This window comes from Helicobacter fennelliae, from assembly GCF_900451005.1.
GTDB lineage: Bacteria > Campylobacterota > Campylobacteria > Campylobacterales > Helicobacteraceae > Helicobacter_B > Helicobacter_B fennelliae.
Genome location: NZ_UGIB01000001.1, coordinates 1,202,842 through 1,221,858, shown reverse-complemented (window position 1 = coordinate 1,221,858; position 19,017 = coordinate 1,202,842). Strand labels below are relative to the sequence as shown.

Genomic DNA, 19,017 nt, shown 5'->3' with positions numbered 1-19,017 from the left:
CTAAGGCTGTTTAATGTATGACTTGTATTATTTGCCACTCAAGCCTTTGATGTATTGATCGACAAGATACAAGCTATTTCCGCTATCGCCTACGAGTTTGATTTTATCGACGATGCCTCTAAAAAGTGCTTCTTCTTCGTGCTGTTCGGCGACATACCATTGCAAAAAATTGAAAGTCGAATAATCCTTAGACTGCAACATAAATTCCACTAATTCATTAATAGATTTTGTGATACTTAATTCGTGATTATAGGTTTTTTCAAACACATCAAGCAATGATTTAAAATCTGCTTGTGGCTTGTCAATCACGCTAAGCTCGACCTTAGAATCTGTCTCATTTAGATAGGTGATGAGTTTTTTTGCATGATCGCTTTCTTGACTTGCATGCTCAAACAAAAACTCTCCAGCCCCATCAAATCTATGTGTATAGCACCAAGAACTCATACTCAAATATAAATTTGCAGCATACATTTCTTTTGCAACTTGATCATTTAGTTTTTGAATAACTTCTTTTGATAACATTGATTACTCCTTGTTTTTTCTTAAAATGCAAGGAATTATAAGAAAATAAAGATAATATTAACCTTAATTTTTTACTAAAATTTAACAAAAATGAGAAATTAATATAAATCACAAAAAGGAAGCTTAAAACCTATGGATTCACATATCAAAAAATTCCTCCACGCCTCGCATATATTGACTTTAAGCGTCCTAGAATCTCATACGCTCCATACTTTAGAATCTAGCACCGCAGAATACCACATTGCAGAATCTCACATCACAGAATCTCACATCACAGAATCTAGCACCATAGATTCTAGCCCAAACAAAATCGCAACACCCCAAACACCAACGCAGAATCTAGATTCTCAATCAAAACCACCCACAAACAAAACCACACTCCAACCCACGAAGCCTACCATTCAATCCGAGCCTTTATCTACAAATCACCCCGCAATTCAGCCCCAACTTCAGCCCACAATTCACTCTGCAAATCAGCCCATAACACAACCAGCAGAAATCTATTGCGCGAGTTGTTTTTATGCATTTGATAAAAAAAATCTTGCCTGCATTTTCAAAAGCCAAGCAAATAGCAAACACATCACCCTAGCAGCAAAAGCCCCAATAATAGCAGTCGCAATCGCTTCAGATACAAAAATCATACGACACATTCAAGGCGTGCAAGCCAAAGCGTATTTTTCAAAAGCCTCGCCCGCTCAAGAGAGAATCTATTACCAAAGATTCCCATTTGCTAAGCTTGGTGAGGGCGAAGTATATGCGCTTGCGATTTTTTGGGCAAAATACACAGACAATTCGCTTCTATCCCACCAAAAACTCACCTTTAGTCGCGATTTATCCTTTAATATCAAGCAATGAACGCCCAAAGTCAAACAGCACTTTTGGGGGCTTTTGGCATTGTATCGTTACATTTTCAAACCCCAATAACTCGGCATGATCTTGCAATATCTTTTGGATTTTTTCATTCATCACACCAAATTGCGCGACAATGCCCTTATTTTTGGCATTATCTTGTGTGTAGATTCTGCCATCAATAGGTCCTAAATGCGGAAAAACCGCATAAAAATCTATATATTGAGATTTTGGCGCGATCTGTATCAAATGCTCCTTGCCCTCATCGCTTATCACAAGCGAAATCACTCCCTGCTGCAATGAAAAAATCAGCGAAGAGAGCTGACTAAATTCATCTCTGCTCTGCGCGCACGAGAGTTGTGTCAATAAAAAATCTTTCAATTCCGCGACAAACGCCTTTGGATCATGCTGCAATAATGCCAAATCCTCAAAGCTTAGCTTCAATGGCATATCTTTGAGATGAGAGACAAAAAGTGGCTGCAAAGTGAGATTATGCAAAACAATCTGCCCCGCGCTATTTTTATGCATATTTGCCCAATATGTTTTGCCTACCTCAAGCGCGATTGGCGATTTGGTTTGGATCGTGGCATTACCGAGCTTTAAGAGGTATTCATCGCCTTTATTTTTAGCAAGTACTTTGAGCAAAATAGGCAAATTCGCGTTAAATGTTTTTGTATTATTGCTTTGGGATTGAAGTTTGGCGATTTTATTGATTGCGCTAAGTTTTTCTAGCATTGTGGCTCTTATGGCGCATGTTTGTGTGGTGCGCGCTTGTGCTGATATTTTTGCTTGAGAAATTGCGCGATTTCAAATGATAGTTGCAATTTAGAATTATGCTCTAATGTCAAAGAGCCTTCAGAATCCAGAATCTCAAATGCGTTGTGCTGGCTACCAAATGGATTGTGCGAGGAGATGATATTTAAGCACACGACATCACAGCCCTTTCCGCCTTGCTCTTGTGGCAAAAGCATTGTTTTTGCGTTGCTGATAGATTCTGATATACTCATATCTTCAGCCTTAAACCCGACCTTTATGAGATTGTCCGCATTGATATGCGTCAAAAGATCTTGCGTTTGTATCAGCTCAAGGCGCATAGATTCTGGCATCGCGCTTTTTTTGATTTTTGAGCTATGCGTAGCTTTGGGCTTAAAATCCGCAATAGCCGCTGCCATAAGCAAAAAAATATAAGAATCTGGATTCTTTTTTTGCGCGGTTTTTTGCGTGTTCTGCGCGTTTTTTATCGCTTTTGTCGCTTGCTTGATTTGCGTATGCAAGGCGTTTTGATAATCCGCGTGCGATTTGACTTGGATTATATGTATAGATTCTGGCAGTGTGAGTGGTAGCTTTGAGCTTATCAGCACTACTTCTGCACCAAGCACATACAAGCAAATCGCCAAATAGCTTGCCTGCAATCCGCTCGAAAGATTTGTGATACAGCGCACAGAATCTATCTGCTCGCTACTTCCGCCACCTGTGATGATGACTTTTTGATTCTGCCAAAACACATCACAGCACGCAATTTTTGCGATCCCAAACACAATCTCATAGATTTGTGCTAATGCGCCATTGCCGATCGTATCGCACGCAAGAGTGGATTCTCGAGGTGATACAATCTCAAAGCCATAACTTTTAAGGATCGCCAAAGCACTTTGAATTTGGGGTGATTCAAACATTTGTGTATTCATAGCTGGCGCGATGATTTTTGGCGCAGGGCTTGCAAGAAGTGTTTGGACTATGAGATTATCTGCGATTCCATAGGCGATTTTTGCGATGATGTTTGCCGTAGCTGGCACAACCACGCAAATATCAGCCCATTTGGCATAAGCGATATGATTGCAAGAGTGCGGAATCTTAGAGGCATTCGTAGCATGAGCGCAAATTTTATTATCAATGTCGCTAGTGTGATGCGTGTTGTTAGCGTCATTGGCGTCATTAGTATGATATTTTGTGTTTTGATTTTCCCAGCTCTCTGAGCCATTGTGAAGCACTTTTGTATGCAAAATCCCCTCAAAACTTAGCGGAGCTATAAATTTTTTGCTCTCCTCACTCATCACCACACAGACATTTGCGCCCATTTTTTTAAGCGTATTAGCAAGCTCTATGGCTCTAAAAGACGCTATCGAAGCACTGACACATAACAAAATATTTTTGTGAGCCAAAAGAGATTCTAAGCCTTGCATTTTCATTCTCGCATTAGGATTTATCTTAAATAACACTTCATAAATCAATGTTTTTGCAAAATTTTACCACGCTTTATTTGAGTTTAGAGTATGATTCTACCAAAACAATCTCAAACAATCAGTCGCATAGAGTTTAAACAAAAGGTTTTTTATGGAGTATTCATATCGGCAAAAAGTAAAAAAAATACTGCGTATCGCCCTGCCTTCTGGCGCAAATTCTCTGCTTGATATTATTGTCCTCACACTCTCACTTTTGTTTATGGGTATGCTTTCAAAAGAGCATATCATCGGCGTTTCAATCGGAATGCAATACATTATGATGTTTTTTACAATCAATACAATATTTTATGTCGGCACAAATGTCCAGATCTCGCGATTTTTTGGGGTCAAAGATTCTGTCAATGCTTCAAAAGTATTTATCACTTTGTTTGTGTTTTGCTGTATATGCGCCCTGCCTCTTATTGTTGTCGGTTATATATTTATCGATAATTTCATACAATGGATGGACATAACCGCCCGTGCGGCTGCTTTATGCCGTGATTTTTTGTATTTTAGTGTTTTGACATTGCCTATTATGATTTTAAAAAACATCATCACTTCTGCATTTGCCGCCATAGGCGATACTTTAAGCATATTTTTGGTGCGGATTTTTACGACTTGCTTTTGTATTTTTATCAACTTTTTTTTGATTTTTCAGATTCCATTTGAAATCTTTGGGTGGAATGTGTATTTTGGTATGGGGCTTGACATCATCGGTGCGGGGCTTGCAAATGTGCTGACAACATTTTTGGAGCTTATTATTTTGCTATGGCTTGTGTATAAAAGAGGGCGGTTTTTTACACAGACTTTCACAATCGCTTGGCAATACCTCAAAAAAGCCATGCAAATTGGCATTCCATCAGGGATCGAGCGCGCACTTACTTTGGGGTCTTTGGTTTTGACGACAAAATTTCTCGCAAATTTCGGGGACATCGCGATTGCCGGAAGCCAGATAGGCTCAAGGATAGAGGCGTTTTCTTTTATGCCCGGTTTTGGCTTTATGGTCGCTGCTATGGCTCTCACAGGGCAGAATCTAGGCGCAAACAAAATCACCCTCGCGCAAGATTTTAACAAAACCATTTTGCAAATCTCAAGCGTGATTATGGGGATTTTGGGCGTGATTATGGCTATTTTTTGTGTTCCACTCTCGCGGATTTTTCTTGATGATGATGAAGTGGTGCGTATCTCTGCGATGTATCTCATCGCTGTTGGATTCTCGCAAGTGCCGCTGATTTGGGTTTTTGTTTTGGACGGGGTTTTGCGCGGAGCGGGCGTTACAAAGGTAAGCCTTATTATAAATGCGACAAGCATTTGGTGCTTTAGGATTCTGCCGATGTGGATTGCTATAAGTCTTGGCGGCGGGATTATGTGGATTTTTGTGATGATTTTTGTAGAGACTTACATTCGAGCAGGGATTTTTTACTTCGCTTATTCCAAAGGTATATGGAAAAAACCCGGACATAAACTCTAAGTATTTCGTCATTACAAAACTTCGCAAGAAATCGTGGTGATCTAGCAAAAATCAATAAAATAAAAAAATACGAAGTCTAGTTTTGTCGTCATTACTTAAGCGCAAGCAAAGAATCCAGAAAATAATTAAAAAAATTAAAGAAATAAAAAACACAGAATCTACCTCATTATTGCGAGCCTTTAAAATTAAGAAAATCCAAAATCTATATGTAATCGTCATTGCGAGCAGTTGTCAAACTGCGTGGCAATCCACAGAATCCAAACAAATAAACAAGAAATAACAATAAATAACCACAAAATCTAAAAACCAATCTGTCATTACTTAAGCGCAAGCAAAGAATCTAGAAACAAAGCAACTCCAAAAATGCTACAAACCATAAAACAAAAAACGAATTTTAACTGAAGCAATATTTATTGAGATTGAGTATATAATGCGATTTTTTAAAATTCTAAATTTAAAAAAAATTAACAAAATCTCTATAATTAAAATGTCAAATCATAAATGGGGATTTAGACTTGACATAAGGCATAATGTTTGCTTCAAGCATTGCGTATGCAATGGATTAAGCAGTAATGTGTAATTTTTAGAGATTTGCTAAAGGAGTTTATAATGGCACATCATATCAAAAAAGCTTTAAAAACGCCTTTGGGGTGGGGCTTGCAAGCCTTAAGGTTTTAGATTCTGGTTTGGATTTTAGTTTTTCTGGATTGCACGACTTCCTAGTGGAAGTCTCGCAATGACGATTTAGATTCTAGAATCTATATTGTTTTGACGCACTCTTACCCGTCATATCTTAAGCGTTAGCGAAGAATCCAGTAAAAATCTAATACAAAATCTAAAATAGATTCTAGTTTGGATTTGGATGCTTCGTTCGTCTCACTCACTCAAGTAATGACAACAAAAACAACATAGATTCTACTAGAATTTATGCAAACACAATAGCACATTAAGAAATTCTAGACTTTTTTAATTTTTAGATTTTAGAATTTATGCAAACACAATGGCGCGTAAAGAAATCCTCTATTTTTAGCTTATTTTTGTAGCTTTGCAAGTTTAGCAGTGAGTCGCACTTTTCGTGCGTCGCCAAAATAATACAAGATAAGCCCTAAACGAAGCAATCTGCAAAAAGAAGCAAAAAAGAGAGGATTTGGATTCTATGTAAATATGTAAATTAGATTCTAGATTCTAGTATCTTTATGAGCTTCACAACTCAATTACTATTTTTTAAGTTAAAACTAAAAAAAAAAAATACAATGCAAACTATTTTATTTTTATAGAATGAAATCTATAAGCCAAAGGAGCAAAAATGAGAATCAAAATGTCTCTAAATACAAAGCTTTTGATAAGTATTTTATTTGTTTTTATAGTGATTTTGTTTGTCGTGAGTTTGATTAATTATCGCCAAAGCTCAAACACAATCACAACATTATATACTTCAATCCAACAAGAAGTGATGAATGGCTCATTTAATATGATTAATACCACAATTGGTATCGAAGCAAAAAAACATTTGAACTATTTATCCAAAACATTAGCAGAAAGCGATTTGAGTATCTTAGAGCAGCGACAAACACTCAAAGATATGGCAAAAACAATTGGCTATCCAAATGTATTTGTCGCTTATGCAGATGGAAGTTTCTTAGTTGTCTCAGAATCTAATCCAAATAGTTTCACAAAAAATACCTTTGATAACACTCAAGATGATGTGCGCACAAGGGATTGGTATGCCAAAGCTGTGCAAGAAAAGGGCTTTATCTTGACCGATCCATATATCTCCAAAAATGCCTCAACAAATGGCTTAATGCTTGGCACCGCGGCGATGCCACTTATCAAAAATGGCAAGATAATCGGAGTTATCGGCATGAATATTTTATTTGAGGATTTTCAAGCGCGATTTGCTACTTTCAAAACTCCAGAGCTTCCGACACTATCGGTTTTTTTACTTGATTCTCATGATAGTATTTTTTCACATGAAGACCCTCAAGTCATACAAATAACTACGGAACTTAACCCACTAGAAATAAGAATCAAAAACGCATTACTAGAGCATGCCAACGCTAAAGAAGGGGTGATTACCTACGAATACAATGGTGGTATGCGTATTGCGTTGTTTAAGCGATTTGATTTTGGCTGGACGATGCTAGTTTCTGCAAATATGGAAAACTTTAGCAATGCTACCAATCAAGTATTATTAAAAGGCTGCATTGTCGCACTTGTGCTTCTTGTGATTGGAACTATTTTGTTTTATTTCTTTATCAAGTTTCTTATCTCCCCCCTCAAAACCATAGCAACAGGCTTATCAGAATTCTTTAAATATATCAATCACGAAGCCAAAGATGCAACAACACTTCAAATCAAAAGTGGCGATGAATTTGAACAAATTGCTCAAGCTATTAATGCAAATATACAACACACCAAACAATCCCTCCAAAAAGATCAAGAACTTGTCCAACAATCTCTAGCTGTTATAGAACACACAAGAGAAGGACATGTAGATCAAAGAATAACACTCACAGGAAGTAATTCAGAGCTAAATACACTCAAAGATTCTGTCAATAAACTTCTAGATCTTCTCTCAAGTGCTATTGGAAATGATTTACCAGAGCTTAATCGTGTATTTGATTCATTTGCAAAACTTGATTTTTCAACGCAAGTTAAAAATGCACAAGGAAGAGTAGAAGTGATTACAAATACTTTAGGTGAAGAAATACGAAAAATGCTCTCTGCTTCATCTGACTTTGCAAATACACTCAATACCCAAAGCAATAAACTTGAAGAAGCAGTCAATAATCTTACCCAATCCTCTCACTCTCAAGCAAGCTCATTAGAGCAAACAGCCACAGCAGTAGAAGAGATCACTTCTTCTATGCAAAATGTCTCAGGCAGGACTAATGAAGTAATCCAACAAACAGAAGATATACGCAATGTCATTGGTATCATACGAGATATAGCTGATCAAACAAATCTCTTAGCACTTAATGCTGCGATTGAAGCAGCAAGAGCAGGAGAGCATGGAAGAGGATTTGCAGTTGTTGCTGATGAAGTCAGAAAGCTAGCAGAGCGCACAGGAAAAAGTCTAGGAGAAATAGAGGCAAATACAAATCTACTTGTGCAATCAATCAATGATATGGCAGAATCTATCAAAGAACAAACAGCAGGTATTACCCAAATCAATGAAGCCATTTCAAATCTAGAATCTGTTACACAAAATAATGTAACTATTGCTAATACTAGCGCAGAGATTAGCAATGAAGTCTCATTGATTGCTAAGGCTATCTTAGATGATGCAAAAAAGAAAAAGTTTTAGGATTTAGATCCTAATATTTTTGCATAGAATCTAGATTCTAATTTACATATTTCCATAGGATCTAAATCCTAGCTTTTAAGCGATTTGAGCTGCGAGTTTGTTTTTCGCTTCGTCGATAGGCGACTAGCCTTATCTCCTTGCTCAAAACCGCACAATCTATCAAGCTCTTGCAAACTCATCTTAAAATCTCTTTTACGCTCTTTTTGTGTTTGCATAAATTCTAAAATCTAAAAATTAAAAAAGTCTAGAATTTCTTAATGCTTGCTTGTGTTTGCATAAATTCTAGTAGAATCTATGTTGTTTTTGTCGTCATTACTTGAGTGAGTGAAACGAACGAAGAATCCAAATCCAAACTAGAATCTATTTTAGATTTTGTATTAGATTTTTACTGGATTCTTCGGCTTTTGCAAAGCCTCAGAATGACGGAGTGGGTTTGACTCAGGGTCAGAATGACGATTTGCTTTTGGCTGTCGCTTAAGTAATGACGAGGTGGATTCTGAGTTAGATTCTGGGTTAGATTCTCGATTTACTGGATTCTTCGCTTGCGCTTAAATAATGACAGGATATTTTGTCAATAATAGTTGGAACTCAAACTAAAATCTACATTTAGATTCTGTAATCAATTTATGTTTAAGTTTTCTATTAGATTCTGTTTGTTAGAATCACAGCCTTTGGGGTCGATTTGGCTTCGACAGGATTTATTTCGTATAAGTGCATGTCGGCTGGCACGCCGTTAAACTACCAAAAAAATAAACGCAAACAATACAAATTACGCTCCAGCTTACGCAAAAGTAGCGTGAGTTTAATTCGCTTTTAGGAGCCGATTTTGCAAATTGATGCTAATAGATTGCAAAATCGTCATTTTCTTAGCTGCCTTTGGATTGCGCCAAATATCCAAAGAAAGATCCATGGCTTTTTGTTTGAAAGTTTGAGGATTTATATCAAGCAAGAATCTAAAATCCTTACAAAGCATGTAGATTCTTATATGTAGAGATAGATTTTGGACTGGGGTTCAATTCCCCACGACTCCACCAATACCCAATCACCAACCACGAATCAAACTATGACATTTCATACAATTAAGCCTCATTTGCTGATACGCTTCAAAAGCGCGGATTTTGTCATCTTTTGCCAAAAATTCTTCAAGCAAAATTCTTTGCTCAACGATATTGCTTATAAACGAATCCACGATAGGCGCGTAATTTAGCTTTTGCTGAGTGAGAAAAATATTAATATTAAATTTCCTGAATTGATCGAAGTCATTTTTGTGCTTTTGGATACCTTTTTTGACCAAATCAAACTTATTTGACGCAAAGCCATTATCAATCATATTTGAATCGTATTGAAGATCTTGCATAATCTCAACGATATTAGAATCTGTCGCATACAACAACCCCACAAAAAACAAGCCACAAATAGCTTTTTTAAACATAATCTTTCCCCTTTTTTGCAATAATTCTACAATTTCTTTTTAAAAATTTACATTAAAGCAAAACAAGGAATGATAAGGAATAATGATGAAAAATTGCTATAAATGTTTTATTGTATTGGGCGCATTTAATATACTTGTTGCTTGCATTTTGTGGTATGTATTAGGCTTGTTTGATGTGCTAAATTTTGAAGTGGCGTATTTTTCGACTTTTTTGGTTATCATAGCTTCATATATCGCGCTCAAAAACAACCTCAAATACAAGCAAGAATCACACACTAAAGATGAGCTTCTGCACTATCAAGAAGCCAAAAAATCCCACAAATTTGCTCTAGGTGTGCAATTATCATTTGGACTATACAGAATCCTATCTTACACGATTTTGGCACTTGGTATCATCATACTTATCAATAGCGATCTTTTTAGGGTTATTGGCTATATTGTTGGTGTTTTTATCTGCCTAGCAAGCATTATAGCCTTTAAGCTTAAGCATTCATAAGCATTATAAGCATTGATTGAACGACAAATCAGCAATAACGTAAGTCAAATTTTTCAAAAACCCTCAAAATAGATTCTGCACAATACACAACCTGCTCTTTTGTCATAGCTTGATGACAAGGAATTGAGATTTCAGCTGCGTAAAAATCTTTGGCATTATATATGCCATCATTGTTGTAGTGCTTATACAGCTCGTATTCGCAGATTGGCTTATAATGCACCTGCACGCCCAAATGACAATCAAGCAATGCTTGAAAAATATCTTGTTTTTGGCAATACAAATGTTTATCTATAAGAATAGGATAGAGATGATTTGTAGAAAAATGCGAGGCAGGCTTTTGAGAGTGCAAAGTAACAAAATAAGGATTTTTATCAAAAAATGTATCATAATAGCTTGCTATCTCTTCTCTTTTTGATAAAAAAGTATCGATTTTTTGGAGCTGAGAAAGCCCAAGTGCTGCTTGTATTTCATTCATTCGAAAATTAAACCCACTCTCTTTGACTTCGCTATCCCATAATGACTTTTTTATCAGCCCATGCGAACGAATGAGTTTGGCATGCGTATAGATCTCTTCATCATTTGTCGCTAATGCCCCTCCTTCTGCTGTGGTGATTGGCTTAATGGCATGAAAGCTAAAAATACTCACATCAGCAAAGCTACCGATTTTTATGCCATTGACACTACCACCAAAAGCATGCGAGCTATCAGAGATAAATTTCAGATTGTGCTTTGAGGCAATTTTTTGGATAGAATCTATCGCGACACTATTACCCCCAAAATCCACACTCACAATGCCAGCTACATCAGGACAATTCACACAAATCGCATTTTCTATTTTTTTGGGATTGATATTGCCATCATACAAAACATCAACAAAAAATGGCTCACACCCACACTCAAGTAGCATATTTGCTGTCGCTACAAAGCTAATTGGCGTTGTGATGATTTTATCCTTTGGCTTGAAGCAAGACTTATATGCTGCATAAAGCGCGGAAGTAGCGGAATTAAAAGTCAGCACATATTTGACATTCAAAAAACGAGCAAGCTCTTCTTCAAAACACTCATTTATGTTTCCTTGCGTAAGGAGTGGCGATTGCAACGCTTTAAGCACACTTTGTATATCGTCATTATCAATGCATTGTGAGCTGTAAGGAATAATATCCATTAATGCAATAAACTCATCACCCTATCAAGAGTAATGCCCCTTCCGGATTGAGCAGCTTTGAATTCTTGCGTATTAAGCTTTGATAGATCGACTTTTTCAAACGAAGAATCCGTGCTTTGCGTTGTTTTGGCTAAAGTCTCCTCGACTTTATGCTGCAATATCTTTTTTGCTTCTTTGGCATACTTTTTTTGCGTATCTAAGTCATTTGCATATTGTTTGAGATTCTCGATTTGTTTGACATCAAGCGTTTTGGGTGACGTAATTTTATTGGTATTGAGTTTTGATTCTGGGATTAAGGATTCATAATTTTTGCTAAATACATTTTCATTCTCAAACATCGCAGAATCAAAAGTCTGCTTCATCTCGCCTTTAATCACATCTGCTTGCTTGATGATATGCTGGGCTTTATCTTGAGTGGCTACTTTTTGAAACTTTGTAGCAAGCTTTGAAAAATCTTTATTTTGGATTTGCAATGTTTTGATTGTATCAATCATCACATCAAGAGAGCCGATAGTCAAATTTGCGTTTTTTACAGAAATTGCTAGCGGTTCAAATGTGTCATTTTTTTTTGATAGAGATTCTACTTTGGAGATTTCTTTTTGAGATGTTTTTATCTGTGGCGATGTTTTTGCGGACGTTGTGGAGTTTTGTGTTTTGGCTTGAAGTGCGTTTTTGGCACTAGAATCTCTAGATTCTATATTTGAAATTTTCATATAACCTCCGCCAATGCCTTTGATAAGTTAGATTCTACAATCAAGTAAAATCGAGCAAATGTTATTCCATATTTTGCTCGAGGTATTTGGTGTGGATTTTGGAATGCAAAAAATCCACATTATCCATCATTTTGAGATGAAATGGAATGGTTGTTTTAATCCCTTCTACTTTAAATTCTCTCAACGCACGCTTCATTTTTGCGATAGCTCTTTGTCGATTCTCACCCCAAACAATCAACTTTCCAATCATAGAATCATAAAACATAGGAACATTATAGCCCGCATACACATGGCTATCAAGCCTCACATTTGCGCCACCTGGAACTATCCATTGTGTGATTTTCCCAACGCTTGGATAAAACTTTATCGGATCTTCAGCTGTGATTCTGCACTCAATGCTATGCCCTTTGAATGTAATCTCTTCTTGCTTTGGCAATTCCTCTCCCTCAGCTATGCGGATCATCCATTCTACCAAGTCTAGCCCGCTCACCATTTCGCTTACGGTATGCTCAACTTGCAGGCGAGTATTCATCTCCAAAAAGTAAAAATCTTTATTATTAGAATCTAGCAAAAATTCAAATGTCCCTGCACCCACATATCCTATGTGCTTCGCAGCTTTTATGGCTGTGTCTAATAGCTTTTTTCTAACTTCTTGGCTCAAAACAACTGCTGGCGTCTCCTCGATGAGCTTTTGCTGTCTGCGCTGTGCAGAGCAATCGCGCTCACCGATATGCAAAACATTTCCATGCTTGTCAGCTAGAATCTGAACTTCGATGTGTTTTGGTTTGTTGATGAATTTTTCCATATAAATTGTGCCATCGCCAAATGCGCTCAATGCCTCAGATTCTGCGGCGAGATAAAGATTTTTTAGCATTGATTCATCTTCTACGATTCTCATTCCTCTTCCGCCACCGCCAGCTGCTGCTTTGAGGATAATGGGATACCCAATTTGCTTTGCTACTTCCTCGGCTTCTTTGTAGTTTTTTAATGCGCCATCACTTCCCATAATCACAGGCACTCCAGCACTTTTCATCATATCTTTTGCTTTTGATTTATCGCTCATCACCACCATGACATTGCTATTTGGTCCTATAAATTCAATCCCATGATGATCGCAAATCTCGACAAAATGCTGATTTTCACTCAAAAATCCATAACCCGGAAAAACCGCATCAGCATCAAACAAAGTCGCCGCGCTCATAATCGCAGGAATATTTAGATAGCTTTCACTACTTTTTGCCCCGCCGATACATACTTTTGCATCAGCCACATCAAGATAATGTGTATCTTTATCTGCGCTTGAATATATAGCAATCGCTTGCTTACCCATTTCTTGGATCGTCCGAATGGCTCTTAATGCTATTTCACCACGATTAGCGATCAAAATACGATTGATTTTAGTTTGTGTCACTTGTTTTTTCATCTATATTTTTTCCACCCTAATAAGCTTGCTTCCATATTCGACAGGCTGCCCATCTGCAGTCTCTATGGCTATCACCTTACAATCAAACTCGGCCTCAATTTCATTCATAATCTTCATCGCTTCAATGATCCCTATTGTCTGACCTTTTTTGATCGTATCGCCAATGGCTACATACGGCGAAGCATCAGGGCTTGGCTTATGATAAAAAGTCCCAACCATTGGTGAAGTGATATACTCACTACTCTCAGAATCTACTTTAGATTCCAAAGAAGGCGATGGTAAAGGGGCAGTTTGTGTAGTTGCTTGCAGAGGCATAGCTTGTGGTGCAGGCTGCATAGGCGCAGAAGAAAGTGTCTGAATAGGAGTAATTGTTGCATTTTTATCAAGCTTAAGCTCAAAATTATCTTGCTTAAGGCTTAATTTCGCAATCTCACTATTGTTGTTAAAAATTTCAATGAGTTTTTTAATTTCAACCAAATTCATCAAAAATCCTTTAAAACAAATTTGAATTGAGTATAATAGCATATTTTAAAAGTAAAGATAGCTTAAAAAATCAAAAAGGAATAACTATGGGACTCAAATCAGACAAATGGATCAAACACATGAGCCTTAAGCACAAAATGATCGAGCCATTTTGCGAAAAACAAATCGACAAAGATGTGATCTCTTTTGGTCTGTCAAGCTATGGTTATGATATTCGGGTGAGTGATGAGTTTATGATTTTTAGCAATGTAGATTCTGTGGTTGTCGATCCTAAAGATTTCGATCAAAAAAATGTAGTAACCAAAATCGCTCAAAATGGATTCTGCATTATTCCGCCAAATTCTTTTGCGCTTGCTCGCACGGTTGAGTATTTCAAAATGCCTCGTGATGTGCTTGCAATTTGCGTAGGCAAAAGCACTTATGCGCGATGTGGAATCATTGTCAATGTAACCCCATTTGAGCCAGAATTTGAAGGGCATATCACGATTGAAATCTCAAACACAACGCCAATTCCAGCAAAAATTTATGCTAATGAAGGAATCGCGCAAGTGCTGTTTTTGCAAGGAGATGAGCCCTGCGAAATAAGCTATAAAGACAAAAATGGCAAATATCAAGGACAGACAAACATTACACTTCCAAGAATACTTTAAAATTAGATTCTCACTCCTGATTTGGCAGAATCTGCAATCCCTCGTTATCAAGCTTCATATCCACAATGCGAAAATTATAAAACCGCTTTTGGAGCGCGTCTTTGAGGCGATTGACATCATCTTCATAGCACAAATTAAAAAAACTCGACCCACTTCCTGAAAGCGTGCTCATCAATGCACCATTTTCAAGCGCGCATTTTTGCACAGAAAACAAAATAGGAAAATTCCTCATTCGTCGCTCTTGATGGAATCTATCCTTGCTCGCCACACGCAAAAGCTCCCATTCGCCCTTGATAAATGCTGCTGAAAGAAGGCTAGCGCGAGAGAGATTAAATACAGCTTCTGTTGTTGTGTATTTTTTTGGAAGGGTTTGACGAGAGTATTTGGTAGAAATAGATCGCCCGGGTATAACCATAACCGCGCGCAAAAATGAAGGCATTTTGTGAGTAGAATGATAGACTTTTTTTTGGTTTTGATATGTATCCAAAACCGCGATATTAAAGCCACCAAAAATCGCAGGCGTGATATTATCAGGGTGATGCTCATACACAAGTGCATTTTCTAAAATCTTGTTTTTATCAAGTGGTATTCCTGCAAGCATGTAAGCCGCGCTAATCGCGCCAATAATGACAGCCGAGCTTGATCCCATTCCGCGAGAGACTGGAATCTGATTTGTAAAAATAAAGCTAAAATGCTGCTTTGGAATACTAAGTTCTTTGAGTGTTTTTCGAAAAATTTTTACAAACATATTATCAATCAAAAACCGCTCAACACCCTCTCCTTCTCCATAAATCTGCACGCTTGTATTTTGCGCAGGAAGCAATTTAAATTCATTGCGAAATTCTAAACTCAACCCCAAACAATCAAAACCCGGTCCTAAATTTGCTGTCGTCGCAGGAACGCTTATAGTCATTTTAAGCCTTTTTAATTTGTATTATAACAAAATTCACAAAGCCAAAATCAAATCGCACAAAATCAAATCGCGGGTAGCACATAAAAAGGCTCGGGCTTTTTGTCAAAAAGTGCAGGATTGAGTATTTGTGGAAACAAAAACGCGCATTGGGGCGTCATATCAAGTGCGACAAACTCGATTTTTTCATCATTTTTGACAAAATATTTATTGCCAAACGCATAAATTGGTGCATTTGGCATAAGTGTAAAACTATCTGCTGCAAAAAGCCCTATATCCTCTATCAAAGCCCAAGTATGCAAAAAAGTATGCAAAAGCTTGAGTGTGCTTAGATTTCCCGGACCATTTGCATAATAAATATTTTGGATCTTGTATTCTTTTTTGGTATGTGTATAAAGCTGCAAAAGTGCGCGTGAGGTTTTCTCGCTTAATGTATAAGTAGAATCTAGCTTTTTGTCTTTGTAGATTCCATAATACAAAGGAGAATGCACGCAAAAAATCAATAATTCACACATTAATTAATGGCAAGTGCTTTTTCAAATTCTATGACTTTTTCGCTTCCCTCAACGCTCACAACTTCATACGCATCGCTTTGGCTTAAGAGCTTTTGGGTCAAAAGTGAATTAAGCTTATGGCTTCCTGCAAAAGAGATATAGCTTCCAAGGAGTGGAATTCCAAGTATCGCCATATCGCCGATAGCATCTAAAATCTTATGCCTGACAAATTCTTCTGTATAGCGCAATCCATCTTTATTCATGATGCCTGATTCATCAAGCACAATGCAATTATTGAGATTGCCACCTTTTGCCAAACCAATAGATCGCAGATAATTTACTTCTTCCAAAAACCCAAATGTCCGGGCTTTGGCTATTTCATCAATATATGCTTTTTTTGAAAATGTAAAAGTGTAGTGCTGCTCTTTAATCGCTGGGTGCTTAAAATCAATAGCAAAATCAAAAATCGTTTTTGCGCTTGGCTCTAAACGCACAAATTTATCTCCTTCTCGCACTTCGATTGGCTTTTTGATCTCAATAAGCTTTCGCGGTGTGTCAAACTCTGTGATACCCGCCTCATCAAGAAGCATACAATACGAAATCGAGCTTCCGTCCATAATCGGAATCTCCTCATTATCGACACTTATTTTGATATTATCGATCCCATACGCATATATCGCAGACATCAAATGCTCTATTGTAGATATTTTGGCATTGTCTTTGCCAATAACCGTAGCCATTGTTGTATCGATAATATTTTGAGGATTCATAGGTATAGTTACGCCTAAATCACTCCGATAAAATACTATGCCACCCTCTGCTTCTAATGGCTCTAAAACCATAGTAACTGGCACACCTTTATGCAATCCTATCCCAGTAAGCTCTACGCGCCTTTGAATACTTCTTTGTTTCATATGATTTCCTTTATTAAAATATTATCGCCTTTTTTGACAATAATTTTTAAACAAGAATTAATATTTATTTTTGCAAGCACTTCTTTTGGTAAAACCTCGCCACCAAAGCTGATATGCCCTGATTTAAGTTGCTTCAAAATCACAAACTCTCCGCCCGATTCAATCACCCCATAACAATCTCCAAAGATAATAATATTGTGATTGGATTTAATATTTGCACCACTTGCAATATCTCCTACAACAATCACATTACCTTTTGATTCTATCTCCTCACCACTTCGCACTTTATAAAAAATCTCATCTTTGGGCGCATTAGATTCTATGGTAGATTTTGCGGAATCTAATGTAGAATCTATTGTAGGCTGCATAAATCCTACATTTTGCACCAAAAAGCTCAATGAAAGATTTCTAAGCTTTTGCTCTAGCTCTTGAGAAATCTCTGTCTGAAAGCAAATCAAGCCAGATTCTAAAAGCGCGGTATTGCTCTGAATAAATGTTTCATACTCTTGTTCTGTGCCATCTTCAAAAATAAACATTTTTTGCTGTTTTTGTCGCATTTTCATTGTTGTAACTCGATTAGTTTTTTTGCTTTTTCAAATACATCTAAAACATTGTTTTTCACCCATTTTTGATCCATCCATTCAGAATTTTTGACGCTTAATCCTTGCACATAAACCCCAAAATGCAAATGATCGCCAAAAGCCCAACCACTCTGCCCTGTCAATCCCAAAATATCCCCGCTTGCAATATCTTGATGCAAAGTGGTATAAAAATGCTCAAGATGAGAATATAGCGTAGAAAGCCCAAAGCCATGATACAAAAGCAATGTCCTTCCATAGACTCCAAGCTGCTGCTGCAAAATCACTTTGCCACGATTTGTGGCGATGATTTGATCGTTTTTGATACTTGCCATATCTAATCCCAAATGCACGGATTGGCTTTTTTGCTTATCAGATGCTATGTATGTGCGCTTTTCGCCAAATTTGCCAACCACGACATATCCCTTCAATGGAGCAAAAGCCCGCCACATTCCCCAAGAATCTAGCCCAAAATCCAAATATGGATTCTCGATCATAGCTTTGGTGATAGTCTTTTCATCATCAAGCCGTATCGTTTCGTTGATATATTTAAATTTATCAAAGTTGTTTGTGATATGGCTTGGGTATGTGTGATGAATATCTTGCATTAGAGAATCCATTTTGCTATCCAAAAAATCATCTTTGAGCTGAATAGTTGCATTTGCATAGCGCACGGAATTATCGCGCACAAAAGGAATGGTTATTTTTTGGGTATTGAGTGCGGTATCTGTTATGCTTATTGTGCCGGTAAATTGAGGATTACCAATAGGCCAAGCCAAAATCACTGCATAATATCCGTCTTTGATAAATTGAAATGGCGTGAAAAACTGCTTGCCATTGCTGATTTGAATCTCTTTTATATCCACACTTTTGACTTGAAATACAAGCAACGCACTTCCACCATAACTGATTCTATTTGAATTAGCAATGACATTAATAACGGGCGTTTTGGTATTTATCGTGAGCTCAAAATGTTTTGTTATTGTGTTGCCACTAAAAAAATTTGCATTACTCCAATCTGTAACAGAAATCTGATAATGGAGTTTTGTTCTGTTTGGCAAGGCGACTTCTGGCTTTGGAAGCCAAAATTTAATAGATTTTGGCTTGTTTAAAACAATTTCTTCTTTGTCATACACCACAAGCCCATCTTGTGTCGTTGCTTTTATTTTATAGGATTTAATTCCTACGGAATCTTGAGCATAAATGGCTATTTTTCTCTTTGGATTCCACGCGCTCATTTCATCTAAAGGAATTTCTGTCGTAGAATCCACATAAATGCGTGCCTCTAAGCTTAGGGGTTTTGTCTCAAAATCAAATGTATAAATAAAACAAGCAACAAGCACCACCACAAGCCCAATCAAAATCTTTAGCACAGCAGAAAAATTCATCAT

Annotated in this window: 18 protein-coding genes and 1 other RNA gene; 6 read left to right on the top strand and 13 right to left on the bottom strand. The window is 37.2% G+C overall.

The annotated features are described in order from the left end of the window. Window positions 1–27: 27 nt before the first annotated feature. Window positions 28–522 (bottom strand): ferritin, encoded by a 495-nt coding sequence (locus DY109_RS06035; RefSeq protein WP_023949759.1) that lies wholly within the window; start codon window positions 520–522, stop codon window positions 28–30. Between the two features lie 132 nt (window positions 523–654). Between DY109_RS06035 and DY109_RS06030 the strand changes: the two genes are divergently transcribed. Next, the gene (locus DY109_RS06030) at window positions 655–1,377 is read left to right on the top strand and encodes a hypothetical protein (protein WP_023949757.1); all 723 of its coding nucleotides are present in this window, start codon (window positions 655–657) and stop codon (window positions 1,375–1,377) included. Here DY109_RS06030 and DY109_RS06025 read toward each other — a convergent pair. Both DY109_RS06025 and coaBC read right to left on the bottom strand, forming a co-directional pair. Continuing rightward, entirely contained in the window at window positions 1,354–2,106 is a 753-nt protein-coding gene (locus DY109_RS06025) for a hypothetical protein (RefSeq protein WP_023949755.1), read from the bottom strand. The two genes, DY109_RS06030 and DY109_RS06025, sit on opposite strands and share 24 nt — an antisense overlap. 8 nt (window positions 2,107–2,114) lie before the next feature. Further along, on the bottom strand, window positions 2,115–3,557 hold the full coding sequence (gene coaBC / locus DY109_RS06020; RefSeq protein ID WP_023949754.1) for a bifunctional phosphopantothenoylcysteine decarboxylase/phosphopantothenate--cysteine ligase CoaBC: 1,443 nt from the start codon (window positions 3,555–3,557) through the stop codon (window positions 2,115–2,117). Between the two features lie 145 nt (window positions 3,558–3,702). Between coaBC and DY109_RS06015 the strand changes: the two genes are divergently transcribed. The 3 genes from DY109_RS06015 to ssrA all read left to right on the top strand — a co-directional run bounded on the left by DY109_RS06015 (window position 3,703) and on the right by ssrA (window position 9,402). Then, complete coding sequence (locus DY109_RS06015) at window positions 3,703–5,061, top strand: MATE family efflux transporter (protein ID WP_023949753.1); 1,359 nt, start codon at window positions 3,703–3,705, stop codon at window positions 5,059–5,061. A 1,306-nt stretch (window positions 5,062–6,367) separates the two neighbouring features. Continuing rightward, window positions 6,368–8,368, top strand: a complete 2,001-nt coding sequence (locus DY109_RS06010; protein ID WP_115737822.1) for a methyl-accepting chemotaxis protein — start codon at window positions 6,368–6,370, stop codon at window positions 8,366–8,368. A 673-nt stretch (window positions 8,369–9,041) separates the two neighbouring features. Continuing rightward, window positions 9,042–9,402: a transfer-messenger RNA gene (ssrA, locus tag DY109_RS06005) on the top strand. An 8-nt stretch (window positions 9,403–9,410) separates the two neighbouring features. Here ssrA and DY109_RS06000 read toward each other — a convergent pair. Continuing rightward, on the bottom strand, window positions 9,411–9,800 hold the full coding sequence (locus DY109_RS06000; protein ID WP_023949743.1) for a hypothetical protein: 390 nt from the start codon (window positions 9,798–9,800) through the stop codon (window positions 9,411–9,413). Between the two features lie 85 nt (window positions 9,801–9,885). Between DY109_RS06000 and DY109_RS05995 the strand changes: the two genes are divergently transcribed. Then, complete coding sequence (locus DY109_RS05995; protein WP_023949742.1) at window positions 9,886–10,296, top strand: hypothetical protein; 411 nt, start codon at window positions 9,886–9,888, stop codon at window positions 10,294–10,296. A gap of 28 nt (window positions 10,297–10,324) precedes the next feature. On the opposite strand, the gene pseC is transcribed toward DY109_RS05995, so the two are convergent. The 4 genes from pseC to accB all read right to left on the bottom strand — a co-directional run bounded on the left by pseC (window position 10,325) and on the right by accB (window position 14,080). Next, on the bottom strand, window positions 10,325–11,461 hold the full coding sequence (gene pseC, locus DY109_RS05990; protein ID WP_023949741.1) for a UDP-4-amino-4,6-dideoxy-N-acetyl-beta-L-altrosamine transaminase: 1,137 nt from the start codon (window positions 11,459–11,461) through the stop codon (window positions 10,325–10,327). Further along, window positions 11,461–12,174, bottom strand: a complete 714-nt coding sequence (locus DY109_RS05985) for a hypothetical protein (protein WP_023949740.1) — start codon at window positions 12,172–12,174, stop codon at window positions 11,461–11,463. Before DY109_RS05985 ends, pseC begins: the two co-directional genes overlap by 1 nt. 61 nt (window positions 12,175–12,235) lie before the next feature. Further along, the gene (locus DY109_RS05980; protein ID WP_023949739.1) at window positions 12,236–13,597 is read right to left on the bottom strand and encodes an acetyl-CoA carboxylase biotin carboxylase subunit; all 1,362 of its coding nucleotides are present in this window, start codon (window positions 13,595–13,597) and stop codon (window positions 12,236–12,238) included. After that, window positions 13,598–14,080 (bottom strand): acetyl-CoA carboxylase biotin carboxyl carrier protein, encoded by a 483-nt coding sequence (accB, locus tag DY109_RS05975; protein WP_023949738.1) that lies wholly within the window; start codon window positions 14,078–14,080, stop codon window positions 13,598–13,600. Between the two features lie 86 nt (window positions 14,081–14,166). Here accB and dcd point away from each other — a divergent pair, with 86 nt between their 5' ends. Next, window positions 14,167–14,730 carry a dCTP deaminase gene (gene dcd, locus DY109_RS05970; RefSeq protein ID WP_023949736.1) on the top strand — a complete coding sequence of 188 codons (564 nt, stop codon included), beginning with the start codon at window positions 14,167–14,169 and terminating at the stop codon, window positions 14,728–14,730. A 10-nt stretch (window positions 14,731–14,740) separates the two neighbouring features. On the opposite strand, the gene thrB is transcribed toward dcd, so the two are convergent. The 5 genes from thrB to DY109_RS05945 all read right to left on the bottom strand — a co-directional run bounded on the left by thrB (window position 14,741) and on the right by DY109_RS05945 (window position 19,014). After that, window positions 14,741–15,643: a homoserine kinase gene (thrB, locus tag DY109_RS05965; protein ID WP_023949734.1), complete on the bottom strand. Its 903-nt coding sequence runs from the start codon at window positions 15,641–15,643 to the stop codon at window positions 14,741–14,743. Window positions 15,644–15,705: 62 nt separating this feature from the next. Next, window positions 15,706–16,155, bottom strand: coding sequence for a hypothetical protein (locus DY109_RS05960; RefSeq protein WP_034550450.1), 450 nt, complete (start codon window positions 16,153–16,155; stop codon window positions 15,706–15,708). Next, a complete protein-coding gene (gene lpxC, locus DY109_RS05955; protein ID WP_023949731.1) occupies window positions 16,155–17,048 on the bottom strand; it encodes a UDP-3-O-acyl-N-acetylglucosamine deacetylase in 894 nt (297 codons plus the stop codon). Before lpxC ends, DY109_RS05960 begins: the two co-directional genes overlap by 1 nt. Beyond that, window positions 17,045–17,611, bottom strand: a complete 567-nt coding sequence (locus DY109_RS05950) for a septum site-determining protein MinC (RefSeq protein ID WP_023949730.1) — start codon at window positions 17,609–17,611, stop codon at window positions 17,045–17,047. Before DY109_RS05950 ends, lpxC begins: the two co-directional genes overlap by 4 nt. Continuing rightward, window positions 17,608–19,014 carry a M23 family metallopeptidase gene (locus DY109_RS05945; RefSeq protein ID WP_034550448.1) on the bottom strand — a complete coding sequence of 469 codons (1,407 nt, stop codon included), beginning with the start codon at window positions 19,012–19,014 and terminating at the stop codon, window positions 17,608–17,610. Before DY109_RS05945 ends, DY109_RS05950 begins: the two co-directional genes overlap by 4 nt. Window positions 19,015–19,017 lie beyond the last annotated feature (3 nt).

Bases quoted from the DNA above. Each gene is read 5' to 3' on its own strand.
- DY109_RS05960 (WP_034550450.1), bottom strand. From the start codon at position 16,155: ATGTGTGAATTATTGATTTTTTGCGTGCATTCTCCTTTGTATTATGGA.
- DY109_RS06010 (WP_115737822.1), top strand. From the start codon at position 6,368: ATGAGAATCAAAATGTCTCTAAATACAAAGCTTTTGATAAGTATTTTA.
- DY109_RS06015 (WP_023949753.1), top strand. From the start codon at position 3,703: ATGGAGTATTCATATCGGCAAAAAGTAAAAAAAATACTGCGTATCGCC.
- thrB (WP_023949734.1), bottom strand. From the start codon at position 15,643: ATGACTATAAGCGTTCCTGCGACGACAGCAAATTTAGGACCGGGTTTT.
- pseC (WP_023949741.1), bottom strand. From the start codon at position 11,461: ATGGATATTATTCCTTACAGCTCACAATGCATTGATAATGACGATATA.
- DY109_RS05985 (WP_023949740.1), bottom strand. From the start codon at position 12,174: ATGAAAATTTCAAATATAGAATCTAGAGATTCTAGTGCCAAAAACGCA.
- DY109_RS05980 (WP_023949739.1), bottom strand. From the start codon at position 13,597: ATGAAAAAACAAGTGACACAAACTAAAATCAATCGTATTTTGATCGCT.
- DY109_RS05945 (WP_034550448.1), bottom strand. From the start codon at position 19,014: ATGAATTTTTCTGCTGTGCTAAAGATTTTGATTGGGCTTGTGGTGGTG.
- DY109_RS06000 (WP_023949743.1), bottom strand. From the start codon at position 9,800: ATGTTTAAAAAAGCTATTTGTGGCTTGTTTTTTGTGGGGTTGTTGTAT.
- accB (WP_023949738.1), bottom strand. From the start codon at position 14,080: ATGAATTTGGTTGAAATTAAAAAACTCATTGAAATTTTTAACAACAAT.
- coaBC (WP_023949754.1), bottom strand. From the start codon at position 3,557: ATGAAAATGCAAGGCTTAGAATCTCTTTTGGCTCACAAAAATATTTTG.
- DY109_RS05995 (WP_023949742.1), top strand. From the start codon at position 9,886: ATGAAAAATTGCTATAAATGTTTTATTGTATTGGGCGCATTTAATATA.
- dcd (WP_023949736.1), top strand. From the start codon at position 14,167: ATGGGACTCAAATCAGACAAATGGATCAAACACATGAGCCTTAAGCAC.
- DY109_RS05950 (WP_023949730.1), bottom strand. From the start codon at position 17,611: ATGAAAATGCGACAAAAACAGCAAAAAATGTTTATTTTTGAAGATGGC.
- DY109_RS06030 (WP_023949757.1), top strand. From the start codon at position 655: ATGGATTCACATATCAAAAAATTCCTCCACGCCTCGCATATATTGACT.
- DY109_RS06035 (WP_023949759.1), bottom strand. From the start codon at position 522: ATGTTATCAAAAGAAGTTATTCAAAAACTAAATGATCAAGTTGCAAAA.
- lpxC (WP_023949731.1), bottom strand. From the start codon at position 17,048: ATGAAACAAAGAAGTATTCAAAGGCGCGTAGAGCTTACTGGGATAGGA.
- DY109_RS06025 (WP_023949755.1), bottom strand. From the start codon at position 2,106: ATGCTAGAAAAACTTAGCGCAATCAATAAAATCGCCAAACTTCAATCC.